General features: G+C 73.5%; 15 protein-coding genes. 8 read left to right on the top strand and 7 right to left on the bottom strand.

The genetic code is table 11. The annotated features are described in order from the left end of the window. Nucleotides 1-219: 219 nt before the first annotated feature. The 3 genes from ACFV9H_RS04965 to ACFV9H_RS04955 form a co-directional block, all read right to left on the bottom strand. The gene (locus ACFV9H_RS04965; protein WP_385393416.1) at nt 220-1110 is read right to left on the bottom strand and encodes a branched-chain amino acid ABC transporter permease; all 891 of its coding nucleotides are present in this window, start codon (nt 1108-1110) and stop codon (nt 220-222) included. After that, nucleotides 1107-1883: an ABC transporter ATP-binding protein gene (locus tag ACFV9H_RS04960; RefSeq protein ID WP_385393521.1), complete on the bottom strand. Its 777-nt coding sequence runs from the start codon at nt 1881-1883 to the stop codon at nt 1107-1109. Before ACFV9H_RS04960 ends, ACFV9H_RS04965 begins: the two co-directional genes overlap by 4 nt. Nucleotides 1884-2053: 170 nt before the next feature. Next, nucleotides 2054-2854 (bottom strand): ABC transporter ATP-binding protein, encoded by an 801-nt coding sequence (locus tag ACFV9H_RS04955; protein WP_385393413.1) that lies wholly within the window; start codon nt 2852-2854, stop codon nt 2054-2056. A gap of 194 nt (nt 2855-3048) precedes the next feature. Here ACFV9H_RS04955 and ACFV9H_RS04950 point away from each other — a divergent pair, with 194 nt between their 5' ends. From ACFV9H_RS04950 to ACFV9H_RS04940, 3 genes are all read left to right on the top strand, one after another. Continuing rightward, nucleotides 3049-4248, top strand: a complete 1200-nt coding sequence (locus ACFV9H_RS04950; RefSeq protein ID WP_385393411.1) for a PucR family transcriptional regulator — start codon at nt 3049-3051, stop codon at nt 4246-4248. A 308-nt stretch (nt 4249-4556) separates the two neighbouring features. Further along, the gene (locus ACFV9H_RS04945; protein ID WP_385393409.1) at nt 4557-6050 is read left to right on the top strand and encodes an AlkA N-terminal domain-containing protein; all 1494 of its coding nucleotides are present in this window, start codon (nt 4557-4559) and stop codon (nt 6048-6050) included. Then, the gene (locus tag ACFV9H_RS04940) at nt 6047-6616 is read left to right on the top strand and encodes a methylated-DNA--[protein]-cysteine S-methyltransferase (protein ID WP_385393407.1); all 570 of its coding nucleotides are present in this window, start codon (nt 6047-6049) and stop codon (nt 6614-6616) included. The genes ACFV9H_RS04945 and ACFV9H_RS04940 overlap by 4 nt, the downstream gene beginning before the upstream one ends. Here the strand turns inward: ACFV9H_RS04940 and ACFV9H_RS04935 are convergent. Continuing rightward, on the bottom strand, nt 6559-6987 hold the full coding sequence (locus ACFV9H_RS04935; protein WP_385393404.1) for a hypothetical protein: 429 nt from the start codon (nt 6985-6987) through the stop codon (nt 6559-6561). The two genes, ACFV9H_RS04940 and ACFV9H_RS04935, sit on opposite strands and share 58 nt — an antisense overlap. A 35-nt stretch (nt 6988-7022) precedes the next feature. Beyond that, on the bottom strand, nt 7023-7523 hold the full coding sequence (locus tag ACFV9H_RS04930) for an NUDIX domain-containing protein (protein WP_385393401.1): 501 nt from the start codon (nt 7521-7523) through the stop codon (nt 7023-7025). Nucleotides 7524-7795: 272 nt separating this feature from the next. Between ACFV9H_RS04930 and ACFV9H_RS04925 the strand changes: the two genes are divergently transcribed. Continuing rightward, on the top strand, nt 7796-8812 hold the full coding sequence (locus tag ACFV9H_RS04925) for a glycosyltransferase family 2 protein (protein ID WP_385393399.1): 1017 nt from the start codon (nt 7796-7798) through the stop codon (nt 8810-8812). 58 nt (nt 8813-8870) lie between these two features. Beyond that, nucleotides 8871-11282, top strand: a complete 2412-nt coding sequence (locus tag ACFV9H_RS04920) for a hypothetical protein (RefSeq protein WP_385393397.1) — start codon at nt 8871-8873, stop codon at nt 11280-11282. Between the two features lie 57 nt (nt 11283-11339). On the opposite strand, the gene ACFV9H_RS04915 is transcribed toward ACFV9H_RS04920, so the two are convergent. Next, entirely contained in the window at nt 11340-13067 is a 1728-nt protein-coding gene (locus ACFV9H_RS04915; protein WP_385393394.1) for a BCCT family transporter, read from the bottom strand. Between the two features lie 143 nt (nt 13068-13210). Here ACFV9H_RS04915 and ACFV9H_RS04910 point away from each other — a divergent pair, with 143 nt between their 5' ends. Further along, a complete protein-coding gene (locus ACFV9H_RS04910; protein WP_385393392.1) occupies nt 13211-14359 on the top strand; it encodes a glycerate kinase in 1149 nt (382 codons plus the stop codon). Between the two features lie 215 nt (nt 14360-14574). Here the strand turns inward: ACFV9H_RS04910 and ACFV9H_RS04905 are convergent, their stop codons facing one another. Beyond that, nucleotides 14575-15180, bottom strand: a complete 606-nt coding sequence (locus tag ACFV9H_RS04905) for a cysteine hydrolase family protein (RefSeq protein WP_385393389.1) — start codon at nt 15178-15180, stop codon at nt 14575-14577. A gap of 89 nt (nt 15181-15269) precedes the next feature. On the opposite strand from ACFV9H_RS04905, the gene ACFV9H_RS04900 reads away from it, so the two are divergent. Both ACFV9H_RS04900 and ACFV9H_RS04895 read left to right on the top strand, forming a co-directional pair. Next, nucleotides 15270-16265 carry a GlxA family transcriptional regulator gene (locus tag ACFV9H_RS04900; RefSeq protein WP_385393387.1) on the top strand — a complete coding sequence of 332 codons (996 nt, stop codon included), beginning with the start codon at nt 15270-15272 and terminating at the stop codon, nt 16263-16265. After that, nucleotides 16262-19063 (top strand): SpoIIE family protein phosphatase, encoded by a 2802-nt coding sequence (locus ACFV9H_RS04895; protein ID WP_385393384.1) that lies wholly within the window; start codon nt 16262-16264, stop codon nt 19061-19063. Before ACFV9H_RS04900 ends, ACFV9H_RS04895 begins: the two co-directional genes overlap by 4 nt.

Raw genomic sequence — 19063 nt, 5'->3', positions numbered from 1 at the left:
CGCGCCCGCGCTGCTCGCCGATGGTCCCCCGGGGCCCCGGGTCGGGGGCCGCAGTGTGCCCCGCCCCCGGCTCGGCGTCGCCGTGTCCGCCGTCGCCGGATACGGCGGTCTCATGCTCGGACACAGGTGCGCTCCTTCATGCCGCAGGGACGAGGGACCGGGCCCGGGCCATGGCTGCCCGTTCCCGGGCTCCCCGCAGGGGCGACGGCAGGGGATGCGTCAGACACGGGCGAGCTCCTTCGTGCCGAAGAGGCCGGCCGGGCGCAGCAGCAGGACCACGACCATGACCAGGTACGGGGCGAGGTCGCCGATGCCGCGGCCGAGGAAGGTGAGCTGGCTCTGGTAGCCGGTGGCCATGGCCTCGGTGACCCCGACGATCAGGCCGCCCGCCAGGGCGCCGGTGGTGGAGTCGAGGCCGCCCAGGATGGCCGCGGGGAAGGCCTTGAGGGCGGCGAGCGAGGTGGCCCGTTCCAGGCCGGGGGTGGGGAAGACGGTGAGGAAGAGCGCCGCGACGGCGGCCAGGGCTCCGGCCACCGCCCACGCGGCGAGGGATACCCGGCCCAGCCGGACGCCCATCAGCGCGGCGGTCTCCGGTTTCTCGGCGGCGGCCCGCATGGCCACGCCCCACGCCGTGTACCGGAAGGCGAGCAGGAAGGCGGTGATCAGCGCGGTGGCGGCGATCAGGGCCGCGATCCGGGTCTGCGGGACGGTGACCGGCCCGAGGTGGACCACGGCCGCGCCCCACGGGTCGCCGAGCGCGAGTACGTCCGTACCGATGCGGCGGGTGAGGTCGGTGGTGAGCAGGATGTCCACGCCGATGGTGACGATGGCGAGGACGCTCTGGTCCTGGCCCCGGTAGCGGCGCATCACGAGGAACTCCACCGCCGCGCCGACGGCCGCGGCCGCGACGACGCCGACCGCGAGGGCCGGCCAGAAGCCGATGTCCTCGTGGAGGACGGCCGTGACGTAGCCGCCCGCGAGGAGGAGCGAGGCGTGGGCGAAGTTGACGACCTCGGTGGCCTTGAAGATGACCACGAAGCCGAGGGCGATCAGTGCGTACACGGAGCCCATGGACAGACCGCCGAGCAGCAGTTCCAGGAAGGTGGTCACGCGGCCGGGTCCTCCTCGCCGAGGTAGGCGCGGACGACCGCCGGGTCGTTCTGCACCTGGGCGGGGGTTCCGCCGCCGATCCGTTTTCCGAAGTCGAGTACGGTCACCGCGTCCGCGAGCCGCATCACCACCCCCATGTCGTGTTCGACCAGCACGATCGAGATGCCGAGGCCGGCGCGGACGCCCGCGACGACGTCGGCGGTGCGCGCGCGTTCGTCGGCGGTCATGCCGGCGACGGGTTCGTCGAGGAGCAGCAGCCGGGGCTCCATGCACAGGGCCCTGGCCAGCTCGACGAGTTTCTGTTTGCCGTACGGGAGGGAGCCGGCGGGAGCGGCCAGGTCGGCCTCCAGGCCGACGAAGGCGGCGATCTCGCGGACCCGTTCGCGGTGCAGGCGGTCCTCGCGGACGGCCGAGGGCAGCCGCAGGCCCGTGGCGAGGAACCCGGAGCGCATCAGCCGGTGGCGGCCGAGCAGCAGGCTGTCGGCGACCGTGGTGTGCGGGGGCAGGGCCAGGTTCTGGAAGGTGCGGGCGATGCCGAGGGCGGCGACCTCGTGCGGGGCGAGGCCCGTGAGCTCGGCTGCGCCGAAGCGGACGCTGCCCGTCGCCGCGCGGTAGACGCCGGAGAGCACGTTGAAGCAGGTGGACTTGCCGGCGCCGTTGGGCCCGATGACGGCGTGGACGCTGCCCGGTTCGACGGTGAAGGAGACCCCGTCGAGGGCGGTGAGCCCGGAGAAGCGGACGGTGACGTCGGTGACGGTGAGGGCCGGGGGCACCTCGGGGCGGCGCGCGTCCGGCGCTGCGGGGCGGGGCGCGTCCGGCGCTGCGGGGTGGGCCCCGCCGGCCGACCCGGCCGGGCGCGGGTCGCCCGCGGCGGTGCGCGGGTTGCCCGCGGCCCCGTGCGGGTCCGGTGCCGTGCCCTGGGCGTCGGGGCCGGGGAGGTCCGTCACGCGGACCACCTGCGCAGGGTGCGGGGCTGCACCGGGGCCGGGGTGTCCTCGTCCGTGATGCCCAGGTAGCGGCGGCGTACCTCGTCCGAGGCAGCCAGTTCGGCGGCCGGGCCCGACAGGGTGACCTCGCCGACCTCCAGGACGTACGCGTACGAGGCCAGCCGCAGCGCGAGGGCCGCGTTCTGCTCGACCAGCAGCACCGAGGTGCCCGCGGCGTTGATCTCCCTGATGGTCTCGGCGATGGTGGCGGCCATCTTGGGGGCCAGGCCCAGCGAGGGCTCGTCCAAGAGCAGCAGCCGGGGGCGGGCCATCAGCGCCCGGCCCAGCGCCAGCATCTGCTGCTCGCCCCCGGACAGCAGACCCGCGCGCTGGCGGGCCCTGCCGGCCAGGACCGGGAACAGCTCGTGGACGCGGGCCAGCGAACGGGCGGTGTCGGCGCGGGATCCGGCGCGGGAGCCGAGGGCGCCGGCCCGCAGGTTGTCGGCGACGGTCATCCGGGCGAACACCTGCCGCCCCTCGGGGACTTGCACCACCCCCGCCGCGACGGCGCGGGCCGGGCCGCCGAGGCCGGCCCGCCCGTCGATCGTTCGCCCGTCGAAGCTGATGTCGCCGTGCGTGACGGCGCCCCGGTGGAAGGCGAGCGTCTGGGACACGGCCCGCAGCAGGGTCGACTTCCCGGCGCCGTTCCCGCCGAGAACCACCACCACGGCGCCGGCCGGTACGTCGAGCGACACGTCGCGCAGTGCCCGTACCGGCCCGTAGCCGACGGACAGCGCGCGTACCTGGAGCGAGGCCACTTCCCCTCCCACTGCTTGGCACTGCCTGCCTTTGTGCTGGCGCACAGACCAGCACCGGGCGGGGCGGGCGTCCACGGTCGGAAGCGGAATCGCTGCCGATGACCAGCCGGGCACGGGGTGCGGTTGTGCACCGGCACAAACCTGCCGACGGGCCCCCTTACGCAGGTGGTGGCGGGGTGACATCCTCTGCGGCCATGGGCGGACGCAGGGCGCGCACGGAGGCGGAGTGGTCGGTACTGCGGACGGCGGCCGAGGAGCTGCTGCGGCGGATCCCGGAACTCACGCAGGAGCTGATCGGCGATCTCGCGAAGCACTCCCCGCTCTTCGACCTGGCGGTGCCGCGCGACGAGCACTGGCAGCAGGTCAGCGAGGCCATGCGGTACGGCATCGAGGCGTTCGCCGCGCGCCGCACCGACCCGCGCAAGGACCTGGCGTACGCGCAGGAGCTGGGGCGACGGCGCGCCGAGCAGGGGCTGCCGCTCGACCTGCTGCTGTACGCGTACCGCCGCGCGGGCCGGCTGACCTGGGACGCGCTGCTGGACATCGTCACGGAGGAGGACCCGGACGCGCTGCCGGTGCTGGCGCGTACGGCGGGCGCGATGTGGGTCGGGATCGAGCAGCAGGCCTCCGCGACGGCCGAGGCGTACCGGGCGGGCGAGTTGGAGATGCGCCGGCGCAGCGACGAGCGGGTGCAGGCGCTGCTGGACGCGCTGCTCGCCGGTGACGCGGCGCCGGGCCTGGCGGCGCGGGCGGCGGCGGGACTGGACCTGCCGGAGCAGGGCCGGTACGCGGTGGTGGTGATCCCGGTGGACCGGCGGGACTCCGTGCACCGGGTCGCTTCGGCGGGCGGGATGCGGCTGTTCTGGCGGATGCGGGCGGAGCAGGAGCTGGCGGTGGTGGCCCTCGGGGCGTCCTCGCTGGACGAGCTGGCGGTGGAGCTCGCCGACCGCTGCCCGGGCCCCGGCGGGATCAGCCCGGTGGTGGACGGCCTGGCGGAGCTGGGGCGGGCCCGGCGGCTGGCGGAGACGGCGCTGGCCACGTGCGGGGCGGAGGAGCGGGTGCTGGTGCGGCTCGCGGAGCGGCTGCCGACGGCGCTGGTCGTACGCCAGCCGGAGCTCGCGGGGGAACTCGTCCAGGCGGTCCTGGGGCCTCTGCTGGAACTCGACCCGGCGGACCGGGCGGTGCTGCTGGAGACGCTGGACGCGTGGCTGGCGGCGGAGGGCTCCGCGGGGCGGGCGGCGACGCGGCTGTACTGCCACCGCAACACGGTCTTCAACCGCCTGCGGCGCCTGGAGCACGTGACGTCCCGCTCCTTGTCCCGGCCCCGCGACCTGGTGGCCCTGACGTTGGCCCTCGACGCCCATCGCCTGGCCGGCGGCCCGGGCGCGGCGTGAGCCTGAGCCGCGGGCGGGGCCCCTGCCACGTAATCCTGCGGCGCCGCTATCGGGGGCTCCGCCCCCGAACCCCCGCGCCTCAAACGCCGGCGGGGCTGGAATTGCCCTGCGGGCAATCCATCCCGCTCGGGCACACGTTGCGCCACGCGCATGTCGAGGGCCGACGTCGGGCAAACTCCGGCCCCGCCGGCGTTTGAGGCGCGGGGTCTGGGGCGGAGCCCCAGGAGGGCCGGCCGCCCCGGAGGGGCATAGGCTTGATGTCGGAAAACCGCCAGCCGCAGGCAACCGCACCCCGGATCCTTGAGGGCATGCACACCGACACCGAGCGCTGCGTAAGGGCCGTGCAGTCGAAGGACGCCCGCTTCGACGGCTGGTTCTTCACGGCCGTCCTGACCACCCGGATCTACTGCCGGCCCAGCTGCCCCGCCGTGCCGCCCAAGGTCGAGAACATGACCTTCCTGCCCAGCGCCGCCGCCTGCCAGCAGGCCGGGTTCCGGGCCTGCAAGCGGTGTCGGCCCGACACCAGCCCCGGTTCCCCCGAGTGGAACGCCCGCGCCGACGCCGTCGCACGCGCGATGCGGCTGATCCAGGACGGGGTGGTGGACCGCGAGGGCGTCCCCGGGCTGGCCACCCGCCTCGGGTACTCCACCCGGCAGGTGGAGCGGCAGCTCAACGCCGAGCTGGGCGCCGGCCCGCTCGCCCTCGCTCGGGCCCAGCGCGCCCAGACCGCCCGGCTGCTCATCGAGACCTCCGAGCTCCCGATGGGCGACGTGGCCTTCGCCGCCGGGTTCTCCTCCATCCGCACCTTCAACGACACCGTCCGCGAGGTCTTCGCCCTCTCCCCCAGCGAGCTGCGGCTGCGCGCCGAGAAGACCAACCGGAACCAGCCCCGGATCCCCGGCACGATCAGCCTGCGGCTCCCCTACCGGGCCCCCCTCAACCCGGACAACCTCTTCGGGCACCTCGCCGCGACCGCCGTCCCCGGCGTCGAGGAGTGGCGGGACGGCGCGTACCGGCGCACGCTGCGGCTGCCGTACGGGACCGGGGTCGTCGCCCTCACCCCGGGGCCGGACCACATCGGCTGCCGGCTGGCCCTGACCGACCTGCGCGACCTGACCATCGCCATCAGCCGCTGCCGCTGGATGCTCGACCTGGACGCCGATCCCGAGGCGGTCGACGAGCAGCTGCGCACCGATCCGCTGCTGGCCCCGCTCGTGGACAAGGCCCCCGGGCGCCGTGTGCCGCGTACCGTCGACGCGGCGGAGTTCGCCGTACGGGCGGTGCTCGGCCAGCAGGTGTCCACGGCGGCGGCGCGCACGCACGCCGCCCGGCTGGTCACCTCGTACGGCGAGCGCGTCGAGGACCCGCTGGGCGGGCTGACCCACCTCTTCCCTTCCCCGCAGGCGCTCGCCGAGCTGGATCCGGAGTCCCTGGGCCTGCCGCGCAGCCGCCGCACCACGCTGACGACGCTGGTCACGGCGCTCGCCGACGGTTCGCTCCCGCTCGGCATCGACAGCGACTGGGAGGCGGCCCGCGCGCAGCTGAACGCGCTGCCCGGGTTCGGCCCGTGGACCACCGAGGTCATCGCGATGCGGGCGCTCGGCGACCCGGACGCGTTCCTGCCGTCCGATCTGGGGGTCCGGCGGGCCGCGCAGGGGCTCGGGCTGCCGTCCACCCCGGCCGCGCTGACGGCCAAGGCGGCCGGCTGGCGGCCCTGGCGGGCGTACGCCGTCCAGTACTTGTGGGCCACCGACGCCCACCCCATCAACCACCTGCCGTCTGAGGAGCACCCGTCATCATGACCGCCAAGACCGTCAAGACCGTCAAGACCGCCAAGCAGCACGCCGTCGTCGACAGCCCCTACGGTCCGCTCACGCTGGTCGCCACGGATGGCGTCCTCTGCGGGCTCTACATGACCGGGCAGCGGCATCGGCCGGCCGAGGAGTCCTTCGGGGAGCGGGTCGCCGCCACCGAGGAGCCGTTCCCCGAGGTGGTGCGGCAGCTGACCGCGTACTTCGCCGGGCAGCTCACCGACTTCGACCTGCCGCTGCGGCTGGAGGGGACGGATTTCCAGCGCAGTGTGTGGGACCAGCTCGCACGGATCCCCTACGGCGAGACGTGGTCGTACGGGGAGCTCGCGGCCAGGCTGGGCAAGCCGAACGCCTCGCGGGCGGTGGGCCTGGCCAACGGCAAGAACCCGGTCGGGATCATCGTCCCGTGCCACCGCGTGATCGGTGCCTCGGGCGGTATGACCGGCTACGGGGGCGGGGTCGAGCGCAAGGTGCGGCTGCTGGAGTTCGAGTCGGGGGCTCAGACCACCATCAGCGGGACGAGCAGCGCGAACGCGGCGCCCGCCTCCACGGCGTAGCCGTACAGGGAGGGGTGCTGGACGGGGGCGGCGAGCAGGACCACGCTCTGCCGGCCGGCGGCCGCCGCCACCCAGTCGGCGTCGGCGCCGAGGTTGCCCTGGTACCAGCCCTCGCAGGCGCCGGGGCCGCTGACCGCGAACAGGTCGTCCTCGCGGCGGTAGAGGGCCTCCCACCCGGCGGCCGGCACGGACCAGCCGTCGAAGTCGTCGAACCGGGCCCAGCCGCCTTCGCGTATCGCGGTGTCGAACAGCCAGACCGGCGTTCCCTCGGGGGTGACCTCCCCGCCCTCCTGCTGGTCGGTCGTGAAGTGCACCATGGGCAGGGCGTCGGGCCCGTCGGCGGTGCTGGGCCAGGCGTACATCGTGATCATCAGCTGATTCTGTCCTGCCTGAAGTAAGCGCCGTGTTACGAGGCCGCCGGGCGCCGGCCGTTCTCCAGCTCCGCCGCGCCCTCGCCCGATTCCAGGACCCGGCAGGCCTCTTGGGCGCGCCGTCCCAGGTTTCCGGGGAGGTACGCGGTGAGTTCGGCCGGCTCGACCAGCTTCCAGGAGATCAGCTCTTCCTCCTGGAGCTTGATGGCGGCCAGCTGCGCCGCGTCCAGCACCCCGCCGTCGTAGAGGTACGCGACGAGCGGCGGGCGCCCCGCGTCCAGCGACCAGTCGACGGCGAGCAGCCGGCCGAGCGGGACGTCGATGCCGATCTCCTCGGCGCTCTCGCGGCGGGCGGCCGTCCGCGGGGACTCGCCCTGGTCGGACTCGATGGTTCCGCCGGGGAGGGCCCAGCCCGCACGGTAGTTGGGCTCGACGAGCAGGACCCGACCCTCGGCGTCCCGGTAGAGGGCGGCCGCGCCGGCCAGCACCCGGGGCAGGCTCGCGATGTAGGTGGCGTAGTCATCCGTGGTGGTCACCGAGCCACCCTATCCGGGGGCCGGGCGACCCGGGCGATCCCGTGCGTTCGGGATCCACCGACCTCTTCGAATGATGATTCTTCGAACTGATATTGTGACCGCTCGCCCGGGCCGCATTGTTTCCGCCTCCACACCGGCGGGGGAGCCTGCGGCCGGTGGGTCGTGTCCCGGCCCGGCGGCACCCGTTCGATCGGCCGTTCCCGGCCGTTCGGATCGTCGGCGCGTCCGCCGGCGGTCTTCCGCTCTCCGAGATTGAAGACAAGCGAACAGCCATGCATGACGCAGCAGCCCCGGCACGCGACGAGGCCACCCAGCCGGTTCCCGTACTGTCGGTAGTGATACCGATCTACAACGAGCAGGAGGCGCTGCCGCTCACGGTGGCCCGTCTGCGTCCGATCCTGGACGGCATGGGCGTCAGCTACGAGGTCGTCGGCATCGACGACGGCTCCACGGACGCCACCCCGGTGATCATGCAGAAGATCCGGCAGGACTGGCCCGAGCTGCGCATCGTGCGCTTCGCCCGCAACTCCGGACACCAGGCCGCGCTGACCGCGGGCATCCACCGCGCCCTCGGCGACTACGTCGTCAGCATCGACGCCGACCTCCAGGACCCGCCGGAGAAGATCGCGGAGATGTACGCGCTGGCGCGCGAGAAGGACCTGGACATCGTCTACGGCGTACGCGGCGACCGCGGCACGGACACCTTCTTCAAGCGGCGCACGGCCGGCGCGTACTACTGGCTGATGCGCAAGCTCGTCGGCAAGAACATGCCCAACCAGGCCGGCGACTTCCGCCTGCTCAGCCGGGCCGCCGTCAACGCGCTGAAGTCCCTGCCCGAGCACCAGCCCGTGTACCGGCTGCTCGTGCCGTGGCTCGGCTTCAGCAGCGGCGAGGTCGTGTACGTCCGCGAGGAGCGGGTCGCCGGCAGCACCCACTACCCGCTGTCCAAGATGATCCGCCTCGCCCTCGACAGCATCACCAACTTCTCCGCCAGCCCGCTGCGGCTCGCCACCTGGCTCGGCCTGACGAGCTTCGTGATCTGCTTCGGCCTGGCGATCTACACCACCATCCAGTACGCCCTCGGCGCGACCGTCCCCGGCTGGGCCTCGCTGTTCATCGGCATGGTCTTCCTCGGCGGCGTCCAGCTCGTCTGCGTGGGCCTGCTCGGCGAGTACATAGGACGGATCTACTCCGCCGTCCAGGCCAGGCCCGCCTACTTCGTCGGCTACGACTCCGCCGACGAGGACGCCGTCGCGCGCGGCGAGCGGAACCCCGAGCACGCGGCCTGATCCCGGCGGCCCAAGACCGGGGCCGCCGACGCACAGCGGGTAGGAAAGAAGAAGACGTATGGGTACCACTGACAGCGCCGCGCCCGAGCGGTCGGACTTCCGGGCGCGGCCGCTCGCCGGATCGCCCCCATCAGGCACGCCCGACCGGCCCGGACCGCACGCCTTCTGGCGGTTCCTGCCGGCGCTCGCCGCCTACCTGCTGCTGGTCTCCCTGCTGCTCGCCACCGACACGGCGGCCGGCGACATCGCGCGGTACACCTTCTACGTGCTCTGGGGCGTCCTGCTCCCCGGCACCCTGGTGTTCCGGACCCTCCGCCGGCGGCCGCACTCCCTCGTCGAGGACCTCGCGTTCGGAGCGGTCACCGGCCTCGTGCTGGAGCTGGTCGCCTGGGCGGTCTTCGTCGGGATCGGCGCCCAGTCGTTCGCCGTCGCGTGGCCCCTCGCCGTGGTGATCCCCTTCGCGGTCGTGCCGCGGCTGCGCCGCCACTGGCGTCCGAGCGGCTACTCCCGCCCCTCCCTGGGCTGGTCCTGGTCGCTGTCCGGCTTGGTGATGCTCAGCAGCGTCTACTTCCACCAGGTCTTCCTGTCGCTGTACCCGGTACTGCCGGACAAGGAGGGCAGCAGGATCTTCGGCGACCTGCCGTACCTGCTCTCGCTCGCCGCGAACGCGAAGCACAACGCTCCGCCGACCCTCCCGCAGGCTGCCGGTGAGCCCCTCTACTACCACTGGTTCACCTTCGCGCACATGGCGATGACCGACCTGGTCGGGCACATCGACCTCGCGGTGATCGAGTCGCGGCTCATGGTCCCGGCGCTCTCCGCGCTCGGCCTGGTGATCACCGCCGTGGTGGCCCGCCGCATCACCGGGCGGGCCTGGGCCGGACCGCTGGCCGCGCTGCTGGTCTTCGCGGTCACCGAATTCACCGCCGCCTACCCCAACCCCGTTCCCACCTGGACCTTCGGTGCGCCGGCCGTCCGGCTGATCTCCTGGGCGAGCCTCTCCCAGACGTACTGTCAGCCGCTGCTCATCGCCTTGATGGGGGTCGTCGGCGACGCCCTGCGCAGGAGCCGCCGGGACGGCGAGGCCGCGGCCGTCGGCGACGCTCCACCCGCGTTCGGCCGCGGGGTGTACGTCCTCGTCGCGATGTTCGCGCTGGCCTCCACCGCGGCCAAGGCGTCCACGCTGCCGGTCACGCTCGCTGGACTCGCCCTCGCCGGGCTCGTCCTGCTGATCGCCGACCGCCGCGTCCCGTGGAACGTGGTCACGCTGGGCGCGATCCTCGGCGCCTCCCAGCTCCTCGCGACGGCGGTGATCTTCCACTTCGAGAGCTACGGCCTGGAGATCATCCCGTTCGGCAACGTCAAGCAGTACTGGGCCGACCCGCAGCAGCTGCGCTCACCCGCCTTCCAGGCCCTGGTGGTCACGGCCACGCTGGCCGCCTTCGTGCTGAACCACCAGCTGAAGCTGCTCGGCATGATCCCGCTGATCGCCCGCCGGCGCTTCAGGCTCGAGCCGGTCCAGTGGTTCCTGCTCGGTGCCGCCGTGGCGGGCCCCTGCGCCTACCTGGTCGTCAACGGCTACAACACCAGCTACTTCACCCTCGCCGCGCTGCCCTTCGGGGCCATGCTCTCGGCCTGGGGCTTTTGCGAGACGTTCGAGCGCGCCGCGCTGAGCTCACGGGCCAAGGCCGCGCTCGCCGTCGGCGCGCTGGTCTTCTCGGCGCTGCTCACCTTCGCGATCCACCGCTACTCGGGCCGCTGGTCGGCGTACGTCATGCGGCTCGCCGGAGACCAGCGCACCGGCACCTCCTACTCCGTGCTGCTGCCCGCCCTCGCCGCGGCCGCCGCCCTGACCCTGGCCGCCCTCGTCGGCGCGGTCCTGTGGCGGCTCGGCGGGCGGGTGTGGCCCGCGCTGCGCGGCCGCGGCGGGATCGTCCTGCTGACCGCGGCCCTCACCGCGGGCACTCCGGGGCTCTTCCACGACGTCCTGCAGTCCCGGGAATCCCTGTGGTCGTACTCCTGGGTGATGCCGGGTTCCCAGGTGGAGGCGGCGCGCTGGATCCGCGCGCACAGCGAGCCGACGGACGTGCTGGTCACCAACAGCCACTGTTGGGAGCTGGAGGGCCCTCTCCGTCCCGGTGAGAAGTGCGAGAACGTCCGCTCGCACTGGCTCGGCGCCTACTCCGAGCGGTCGGTGCTGATCGAGGGCTGGGCGTACGCGCCGCGGGCCATGGCCATGTCCGGCGGCGCGGCCGCCTACTACGGCCCCTTCTGGGACCAGGAGCTCTTCAAGCTCAACGAGGACGCCGTCTACCGTCCGACGGCCGCGATCCTGAGCCGGCTCCACGACCGCCACCACGTCCGCTACGTGGTCGTGCACCGCCCGTCGGGCGTCGAGTCGCCGCTGCTGGGCGAGCTCGCGAAGAAGGTCCACGAGACCCGCACGACGGCGGTGTACGAGCTGTCCTGAGCCGCCGAGCACCACGGCCCCCCTCCGGTCCACGAGGTCGGGAGGGGGGCCGTGGCGTCACACCCCCGGGGCTCCCGGGCCCGCGCCGTCCTCGCGGTCGCGGCCCCTGGACTCGGCGACCCGCCGCAGTCTCGGGTGTCGGGCCTGCTCCCGCTCGGTGATGGCGTCGCCGACCATGGCCCGGACGGCGTCCCGCATCCCGTGCAGGGCGTGGTGGCGGGCGGGGCCGGCGCCGGGGTCCTCGCGCAGCTCCTTCACCAGGGCCCAGCAGAGCAGCAGCATCACGATGACGAACGGCAGCGCGACCAGGATGGTGGCGGTCTGCAAGGACTTCAGGCCGCCCGCGACGAGCAGGACCCCGGCGACGGCGGCCATCAGCACGCCCCAGGTGACGACCAGCCAGGTGGGCGGGTGGAGCGAGCCGCGGCTGGTCAGCGACCCCATCACCAGGGAGGCCGAGTCGGCGCTGGTGACGAAGTAGGTCATGACCAGGAGCATGGCGACGCACGAGGTGAGGGTGCCGAGCGGGAGCGCGTCCAGCATCGCGAAGAGCGAGGCCTCCGTACCGTCCTTGATCCTGGCGGCGAAGTCGACGGCGCCCGTGGAGTCGAGGCGGATGGCGGTGCCGCCCATCACGCAGAACCAGATGACGGTGGCTCCGCTGGGCACGAGCAGGACACCGACGAGGAACTCGCGGACGGTGCGGCCGCGCGAGATGCGGGCGATGAAGGTGCCGACGAAGGGGGCCCAGGAGAGCCACCAGGCCCAGTAGAAGATCGTCCACGCGCCGAGCCACGCGGAGTCGGTGAAGGCCCCGGTGCGGCTGGCCATGGGCAGCAGCTCGTGCAGGTAGCCGCCGACGCCGGAGGGGATCACGTCGAGGACGTAGACGGTGGGGCCGAGCACGAAGACGAAGAGCATGAGGGTGGCGGCGAGCACGATGTTGATGGTGCTCAGCCACTTCACCCCCTTGTGCAGGCCGGAGAAGGCCGAGAGCACGAACGCCGCCGAGAGCGAGACGATGATGATCAGTTCGACGGAGGTCGAGTCCTCGATGCCGGTGGTGATGTTCAGGCCCTTGGAGACCTGGAGCGCGCCGAGCCCGAGGCTGGTCGCGGTGCCGAAGACGGTGGCGAAGACGGCGAGCAGGTCGATGGCCTTGCCCGCCCATCCGTTCGCCCGCTCCTCCCCCATCAGGGGGACGAAGGCGGAGCTGAGGCGGTTGCCGCGGCCCTTGCGGAAGGTCGCGTAGGCGAGGGCGAGGCCGGCGATGCCGTAGATCGCCCACGGCGTGAGCGTCCAGTGGAAGAAGGAGTACTCCATGGCCGCGAGCGCGGCGCCGCCCGTGCCGGGGGCGGCCCCGGAGGCCGGGGGCGGGTTCAGGTAGTGGGTGAGCGGCTCCCCCACCCCGTAGAACATGAGGCCGATGCCCATGCCGGCGCTGAACATCATCGCGATCCACGCGAGATTGGTGAACTCGGGCTCCGAGTCGTCCCGGCCGAGGCGGATCCGGCCGAAGCGGCTGATCGCGAGCACGACGCACATCACCAGGAAGACGTCGGCGGCGATCACGAACAGCCAGGCGAAGTTGTCCAGCACCCAGGCGAGCGCGGTGCTCGACGCCGTGTCGAACGAGCCCTTGGCGAGGGCCGCCCAGGCGACGACGGCCAGCACGGCGATCACCCCGATGGTGACGACCTGGCGGTCGGGCGTTCCCTCCACGGGGTCGTCGGACCCCCCGTCGGGAGCATCCGGACGTGCCTGTTCCAGTGATTCCGCGCTCATGCGGCCACACTATGCAGGCGTATATCCGTATTTAGGGGCATGGCGCGCCGTGTGTGTCCCGGGCCACTCATGGGCATAGGAGGATCCTCCGGATAAGCTCATGGAGGCGCGACTGCACTGTTCGATAGCAAGGGAATAGCAAGGTGACGGACGGAGCAGTAACTGAGGCCGCGCGCGTGCTCATCGCCGCGGACAAATTCAAGGGCTCGCTCACGGCCGTTCAGGTCGCGGAGCGGGTGACGGCCGGCCTTCGCAAGGCCGTACCGGACGTGGAGATCGAGACCCTCCCCGTCGCGGACGGCGGCGACGGTACGGTCGCGGCCGCGGTGGCGGCCGGTTTCGAACGCCGGGAGGTACGGGTCACCGGCCCCCTCGGCGACCAGGTCACGGCCGCCTTCGCGCTGCGCGACGGCACGGCGGTGGTCGAGATGGCGGAGGCCTCCGGTCTCCAGCTGCTGCCCGCGGGGACCTTCGCCGCGCTGACGGCGACCACGTACGGCTCGGGCGAGCTGCTCAAGGCCGCGCTGGACGCGGGAGCGACCTCGATCGTCTTCGGCGTGGGCGGCAGCGCCACCACCGACGGCGGCGCCGGCATGCTGGCCGCGCTGGGCGCGGTGTTCCTGGATGCGAACGGCGAACCCGTCGGTCCGGGCGGCGGCGCTCTGGCCGGGCTGGCCTCGGCCGACCTGTCGGGGATCGACCCGCGCTTCGCGGAGGTCGACTTCGTCCTGGCCAGCGACGTGGACAACCCGCTGACCGGCCCCAAGGGCTGCGCGGCGGTCTACGGCCCGCAGAAGGGCGCCTCGCCGGAGGACGTGGCGACGCTCGACGCGGCGCTGGCGCACTTCGCGGTGGTGCTGGAGAAGTCGATCGGCGCGAAGGCCGCCGAGTGCGCGGTGCTCCCGGGCGCGGGTGGCGCGGGCGGCATCGGCTACGGGGCGCTGCTCCTCGGTGCGACGTTCCGTCCCGGCATCGAGCTGATGCTGGAGGTGCTGGGCTTCGCGCCGGCGCTGGAGCGGGCCACGCTGGTCATCACGGGTGAGGGCTCGCTGGACGAGCAGACCCTGCACGGCAAGGCCCCTGCCGGTGTCGCGGCGGCGGCGCGGGCCGCGGGCAAGCCGGTGGTGGCGGTCTGCGGCCGTCTGCTGCTGAGCCAGGAGGCTCTGGAGGCGGCGGGCATCCGCAAGGCGTACCCGCTGACGGACCTGGAGCCCGACCCGGCCAAGTCCATCCCCAACGCCGGTCCCCTGCTGGAGCGGGTCGCGGAGAACATCGCCGCCGACGTTCTCTGACCTGGCTGTTCCTTCGAGGCCCGGTACCCCCACGGCGGGGGTGCCGGGCCTCGGCCTTTCCCGGCCCGGGGCCACCGCCGCGCGGAGCGGTCCCCTACCCGCCCTTCCACCGTTCCCAGGGGCGCTGCCCCTGACCCCGTACGGGCGCTGCGCGCCCGTCGCCTCAAACGCCGGCGGGGCTGGATCCTCCAGCGCCGTGAACGCCCCCTCCGGGACTACTGCGCGGCGTCTCGGGAGCCGGAGGCGTCGAGCAGCTGAGCCGTGGTCACGACGTGGGCGAAGCCTCCGCCCTGGAGGTTGACCGCGGTGGCGGTGGCCAGCTGGTCGGCGGTCAGGGACACGCCTTCCGGGCCCGACAGGTCGAAGGTGTGGGTGGCGTCCAGCGGGAGCAGGACCTCGTAGCCGAGGTTGCCCGCCATGCGGGCCGTGGTCTCGACGCACATGTTGGTCTGGATGCCGGCCACCACCAACTGCCCGATCCCCCGGGCCCCCAGCCATTCGGCCAGGTCCGGAGTGCCGTAGAAGGCGGAGTTCACGGTCTTGGTGATCAGCAGGGACTCCTGCCGCCGCTCCTCCACGAAGTCCTTGAAGGCGTAACCGCCGTGGTCGGGGGCCAGGACGGAACCCGGGCGCGCGGAGGCGTGCTGCACGAGCACCACCGGTCGGTCCGCCGCATGCCAGGCATCCATCAGGGCGGCGATGTTCGCCTCGGCGGCCGGGTTGTTCCTGGGCCCCCAGAAGGCCGCGTCGTCGAAGCCCTTCTGTACGTCGATGACCAGCAGGGCACTGTTCGGGGCGATCTCGATCGCGGTGTTCTTCATGGCTCCATGCTGTCCTCCGAGCGGGGCCTCCCACAGGGGCGGCGGGGACCCGAAACGATGAGATCCTGCCAGGCCGGCAGAATGGCGGAATGCAGCGCGTCGCCGTCGTCGCCCAGCCGGGCATCCGCAGCTTCGACCTCGCCGTCATCACCGAGGTCTGGGGCCCCGACCGCAGCCGCTTCGGCGTGCCTCCCTTCGAGCTGCGCCGGTGCGCCCTGGAGCCCGGCCCGATCTCCCTGCCCGGCGGGCTGAGCCTCGCCCCCGACCGGGGGCTCGACTGGCTGGCCGCGGCCGATCTGGTGGTCGTACCGGCGCTCGCCGACCCGGAGGACCCCACGCCCGAGCCGGTGCTCGCCGCGCTGCGGGAGGCGCACGCGCGGGGCGTGCCCATCGCCGCCCTGTGCGCCGGGGCGTTCGTCCTCGCGGAGGCCGGGCTGTTGGAGGGCCGTCGGGCGGTGACCCACTGGTCGCTGGCCCCGCGCCTCGCCGCGCGCCACCCGGGGGTGCTCGTCGAGGACGCCCCGCTCTACGTCGAGGACGGCGGGCTGTGGACCTCCGCCGGGGTGGCCTCCGGGATCGATCTCTGCCTGCACCTGGTGCGGGAGGCGCACGGGGCCGAGGCGGCCGCCGCCATCGCCCGGTCCATGGTGACGGGCCCCTTCCGCGCCGGGGCGCACGCCCAGTATCTGGACCGGCCCGTCCCGGCCGCGGACCGGACCGCCGAGGCACTGGCAGCCGTGCGTGAGCGTGCCCTGCGCTGCCTGGACCAGCCGTTGGACGTGGCCACCCTGGCCCGGTGGGCCGGCATGGCCCCCCGTACCTTCGCCCGCCACTTCGTCGCCGCCACCGGCACCACCCCGCACCGCTGGCTGCTGGACCACCGGCTGGACGAGGCCCGCAAACTCCTGGAACGCACCGACCATCCGGTGCCGGAGGTGGCCCGGCGGGCGGGTTTCACCAGCGAGGTGACCTTTCGCCAGCACTTCACCTCGTACGTGGGTCTCGGCCCCCGCGCGTACCGTGCGGCCTCCGTCGCCCCCACGGCCGCTCCAAACACCCGGGACAGTGTTAGAAAGGGCTCATGACCGGACGTTTTGGTCGCCAGCCGACCGGGTGGGGCTCGCGCCTGTTCGCGCGCCTGTCCCGGTGGGCACACAGCGTGGCCGGTCAGGTCTTCGCCCTCCAGGCGGTGATCGTGCTGCTGCTGATCACGGCGGCCGCAGTGGCGCTGGTGGTCCAGGCCCGGTACGACGGCGAGCGCAACGCCCGCGACCGCTCCCTCGCCGCCGCCGAGGCCTTCGCGCACGCCCCCGGTCTGCCCGCCGCCCTGAAGTCGGCCGATCCGACCGCCGAGCTCCAGCCGCTGGCCGATGCCGCCCGCGTGGCGTCGGGCGTGGACTTCATCGCCGTCATGACCACCGACGGCATCCGCTACACCGACTCGCGCCCCGAGCTGATCGGGCAGCGCGCCGTCGGCAATCTCGCCCGCGCCGCCGCCGGGGAGTCCTTCACCGAGACCTTCCGTGGCGAGCCCAGCGACGCCGTCCGCGCCGTCGTCCCGGTCCGGGACGCCCGTGGGGTCGTGGTCGGTCTGGTGGGCACCGGCATCGAGGTGGAGAACGTGTCCGACGTGGTCGAGGACCAGTTGCCGCTGCTGCTCGGGGCCGCGGCCGGGGCGCTGCTGCTCGGCACCGGCGGCGCCGCCCTGGTCAGCCGGCGGCTGCGGCGCCAGACCCGCGGGCTGGGGGCCGCCGAGATGACCCGGATGAACGAGCACCACGAGGCCGTCCTGCACGCCGTGCGCGAGGGCGTGCTGATCATCGGCGCCGACCACCGGCTCGCCCTCGCCAACGACGAGGCCCGCCGTCTCCTCGACCTGACGCCCGACGCCGAGGGTCGACACGTGGGCGAACTCGGCCTCGACCCGCGCACCACCGAGCTGCTGGCCTCCGGCCGGGTCGCGACGGACGAGGTGCACCGGGCGGGCGACCGGCTGCTCGCGATCAACGTACGGCCCACCAAGCCGTTCGCGGGCGAGCCCTCCGGCACCGTCATGACCCTGCGCGACTCCACCGAGCTCGCGGCGCTCTCCGGGCGCGCCGAGGAGGCCCGCAGCAGGCTCCAGCTGCTGTACGACGCCGGGGTCCGGATCGGTACCACGCTGGACGTGGTGCGCACCGCCGAGGAGCTGTCGGAGGTGGCCGTCCCCCGCTTCGCGGACTTCGTCACCGTGGAGCTGCTGGAACCGGTGCTGCGCGGTGACGAGCCCGCCCTGGCCGCGGGCCTGTACACGGAGATGCGGCGGGCGGCCATCACGGGGGTGCGTCCCGACTCGCCGCTCCAGCCGGTCGGTGACGTCATCCGGTTCGTCGTGCCGACGGCCCCGATGGCCGCCGCGCTGGACGCCGGGCACGCCGTGCTCGCGGCCGACCTGCACGCCGCGATGGGCTGGCGGGCCGATGACACGGCCGGGACCCGGGTGGCCCTGGACTACGGGCTGCACTCGCTGATCTCCGTACCGCTGCAGGCGCGCGGCATCGTCCTGGGCATGGCGAACTTCTGGCGGGCCGCCGACACGCCGGACGCCTTCGACGAGGAGGACCTGTCGTTCGCCGAGGAGCTGGGTGCGCGCGCGGCCGTCTCCATCGACAACGCCCGCCGCTTCACCCGCGAGCACGCGACGGCCGTGACGCTCCAGCGCAGCCTGCTGCCCCGGGTGCTGCCCGACCAGAGCGCCGTGGACGTGGCCTTCCGCTACCTGCCCGCCAAGGCGGGGGTGGGCGGGGACTGGTTCGACGTGATCCCGCTGCCCGGGGCCCGCGTGGCCCTGGTGGTCGGCGACGTCGTCGGGCACGGGGTGCACGCGGCGGCGACCATGGGGCGGCTGCGGACGGCCGTGCACAACTTCTCCACCCTGGACCTGCCGCCCGACGAACTGCTCGGCCACCTGGACGAGCTGATCAACCGGATCGACCAGATCGACAACGGGAGCGGCGGCGACCGCCCCACGACCGGGAACGGGGACGGCGAGGGGATGGGCGAGCCGGCCGGGGTCACCGGAGCGACCTGCCTGTACGCGGTCTACGACCCGGTCTCCGGCCGGTGCGTGATGGCCAGCGCCGGGCACCCCGGGCCCGCGCTCGTCCACGGCGACGGGCGGGTGGAGTTCCCCGAGCTGCCCGCCGGGCTCCCGCTTGGTGTGGGCGGCATGCCCTTCGAGACCGCCGAGCTGAGGCTGCCCGAGGGGAGCCGGCTCGTGCTGTTCACCGACGGCCTCGTCGAGGACCGGGACCGGGACTTCGACACCGGCCTGCGGATGCTGCGCGAGACCCTCTCGCGGCCCGGCCGCAGCCCCGAACAGGCCTGCTCCGACGTACTGGCCGCGATGCTGTACCCGGTGCCGAGCGACGACATCGCGCTGTTGATCGCGGACACCCGGCGGCTGGAGGCGGACCGGATCGCCGAATGGGAGGTGCCGGGCGAGGCCTCGGCCGTCTCCCGGGTGCGCAACGCGGGCGCGGCCCAGCTCTCCGCGTGGGACCTGGAGGACCTGTCCTTCACCACCGAGCTGATCCTCAGCGAGCTGGTCACCAACGCGATCCGGTACGGGAGCGCGCCGGTGCGGGTGCGCCTGCTGCGCGACCGCAGCCTGATCTGCGAGGTCTCCGACGGCAGCAGCACCTCGCCGCACCTGCGGTACGCGGCCACCACCGACGAGGGCGGGCGCGGGCTGTTCCTCGTCGCGCAGTACGCCGACAGGTGGGGTACCCGCTACACCGAGCGGGGCAAGGTGATCTGGGCGGAGCTGCCACTGACCGGGGGCAAGGAGCCGCCGCCACCGGCGCCGCTGGACCTGGACGCGCTGGAGGACCTGGCCTGGTGA

This window comes from Streptomyces sp. NPDC059874, from assembly GCF_042731135.1.
Classification (GTDB): Bacteria; Actinomycetota; Actinomycetes; order Streptomycetales; family Streptomycetaceae; genus Streptomyces.
This window is presented reverse-complemented; position numbering and strand designations above follow the sequence as displayed.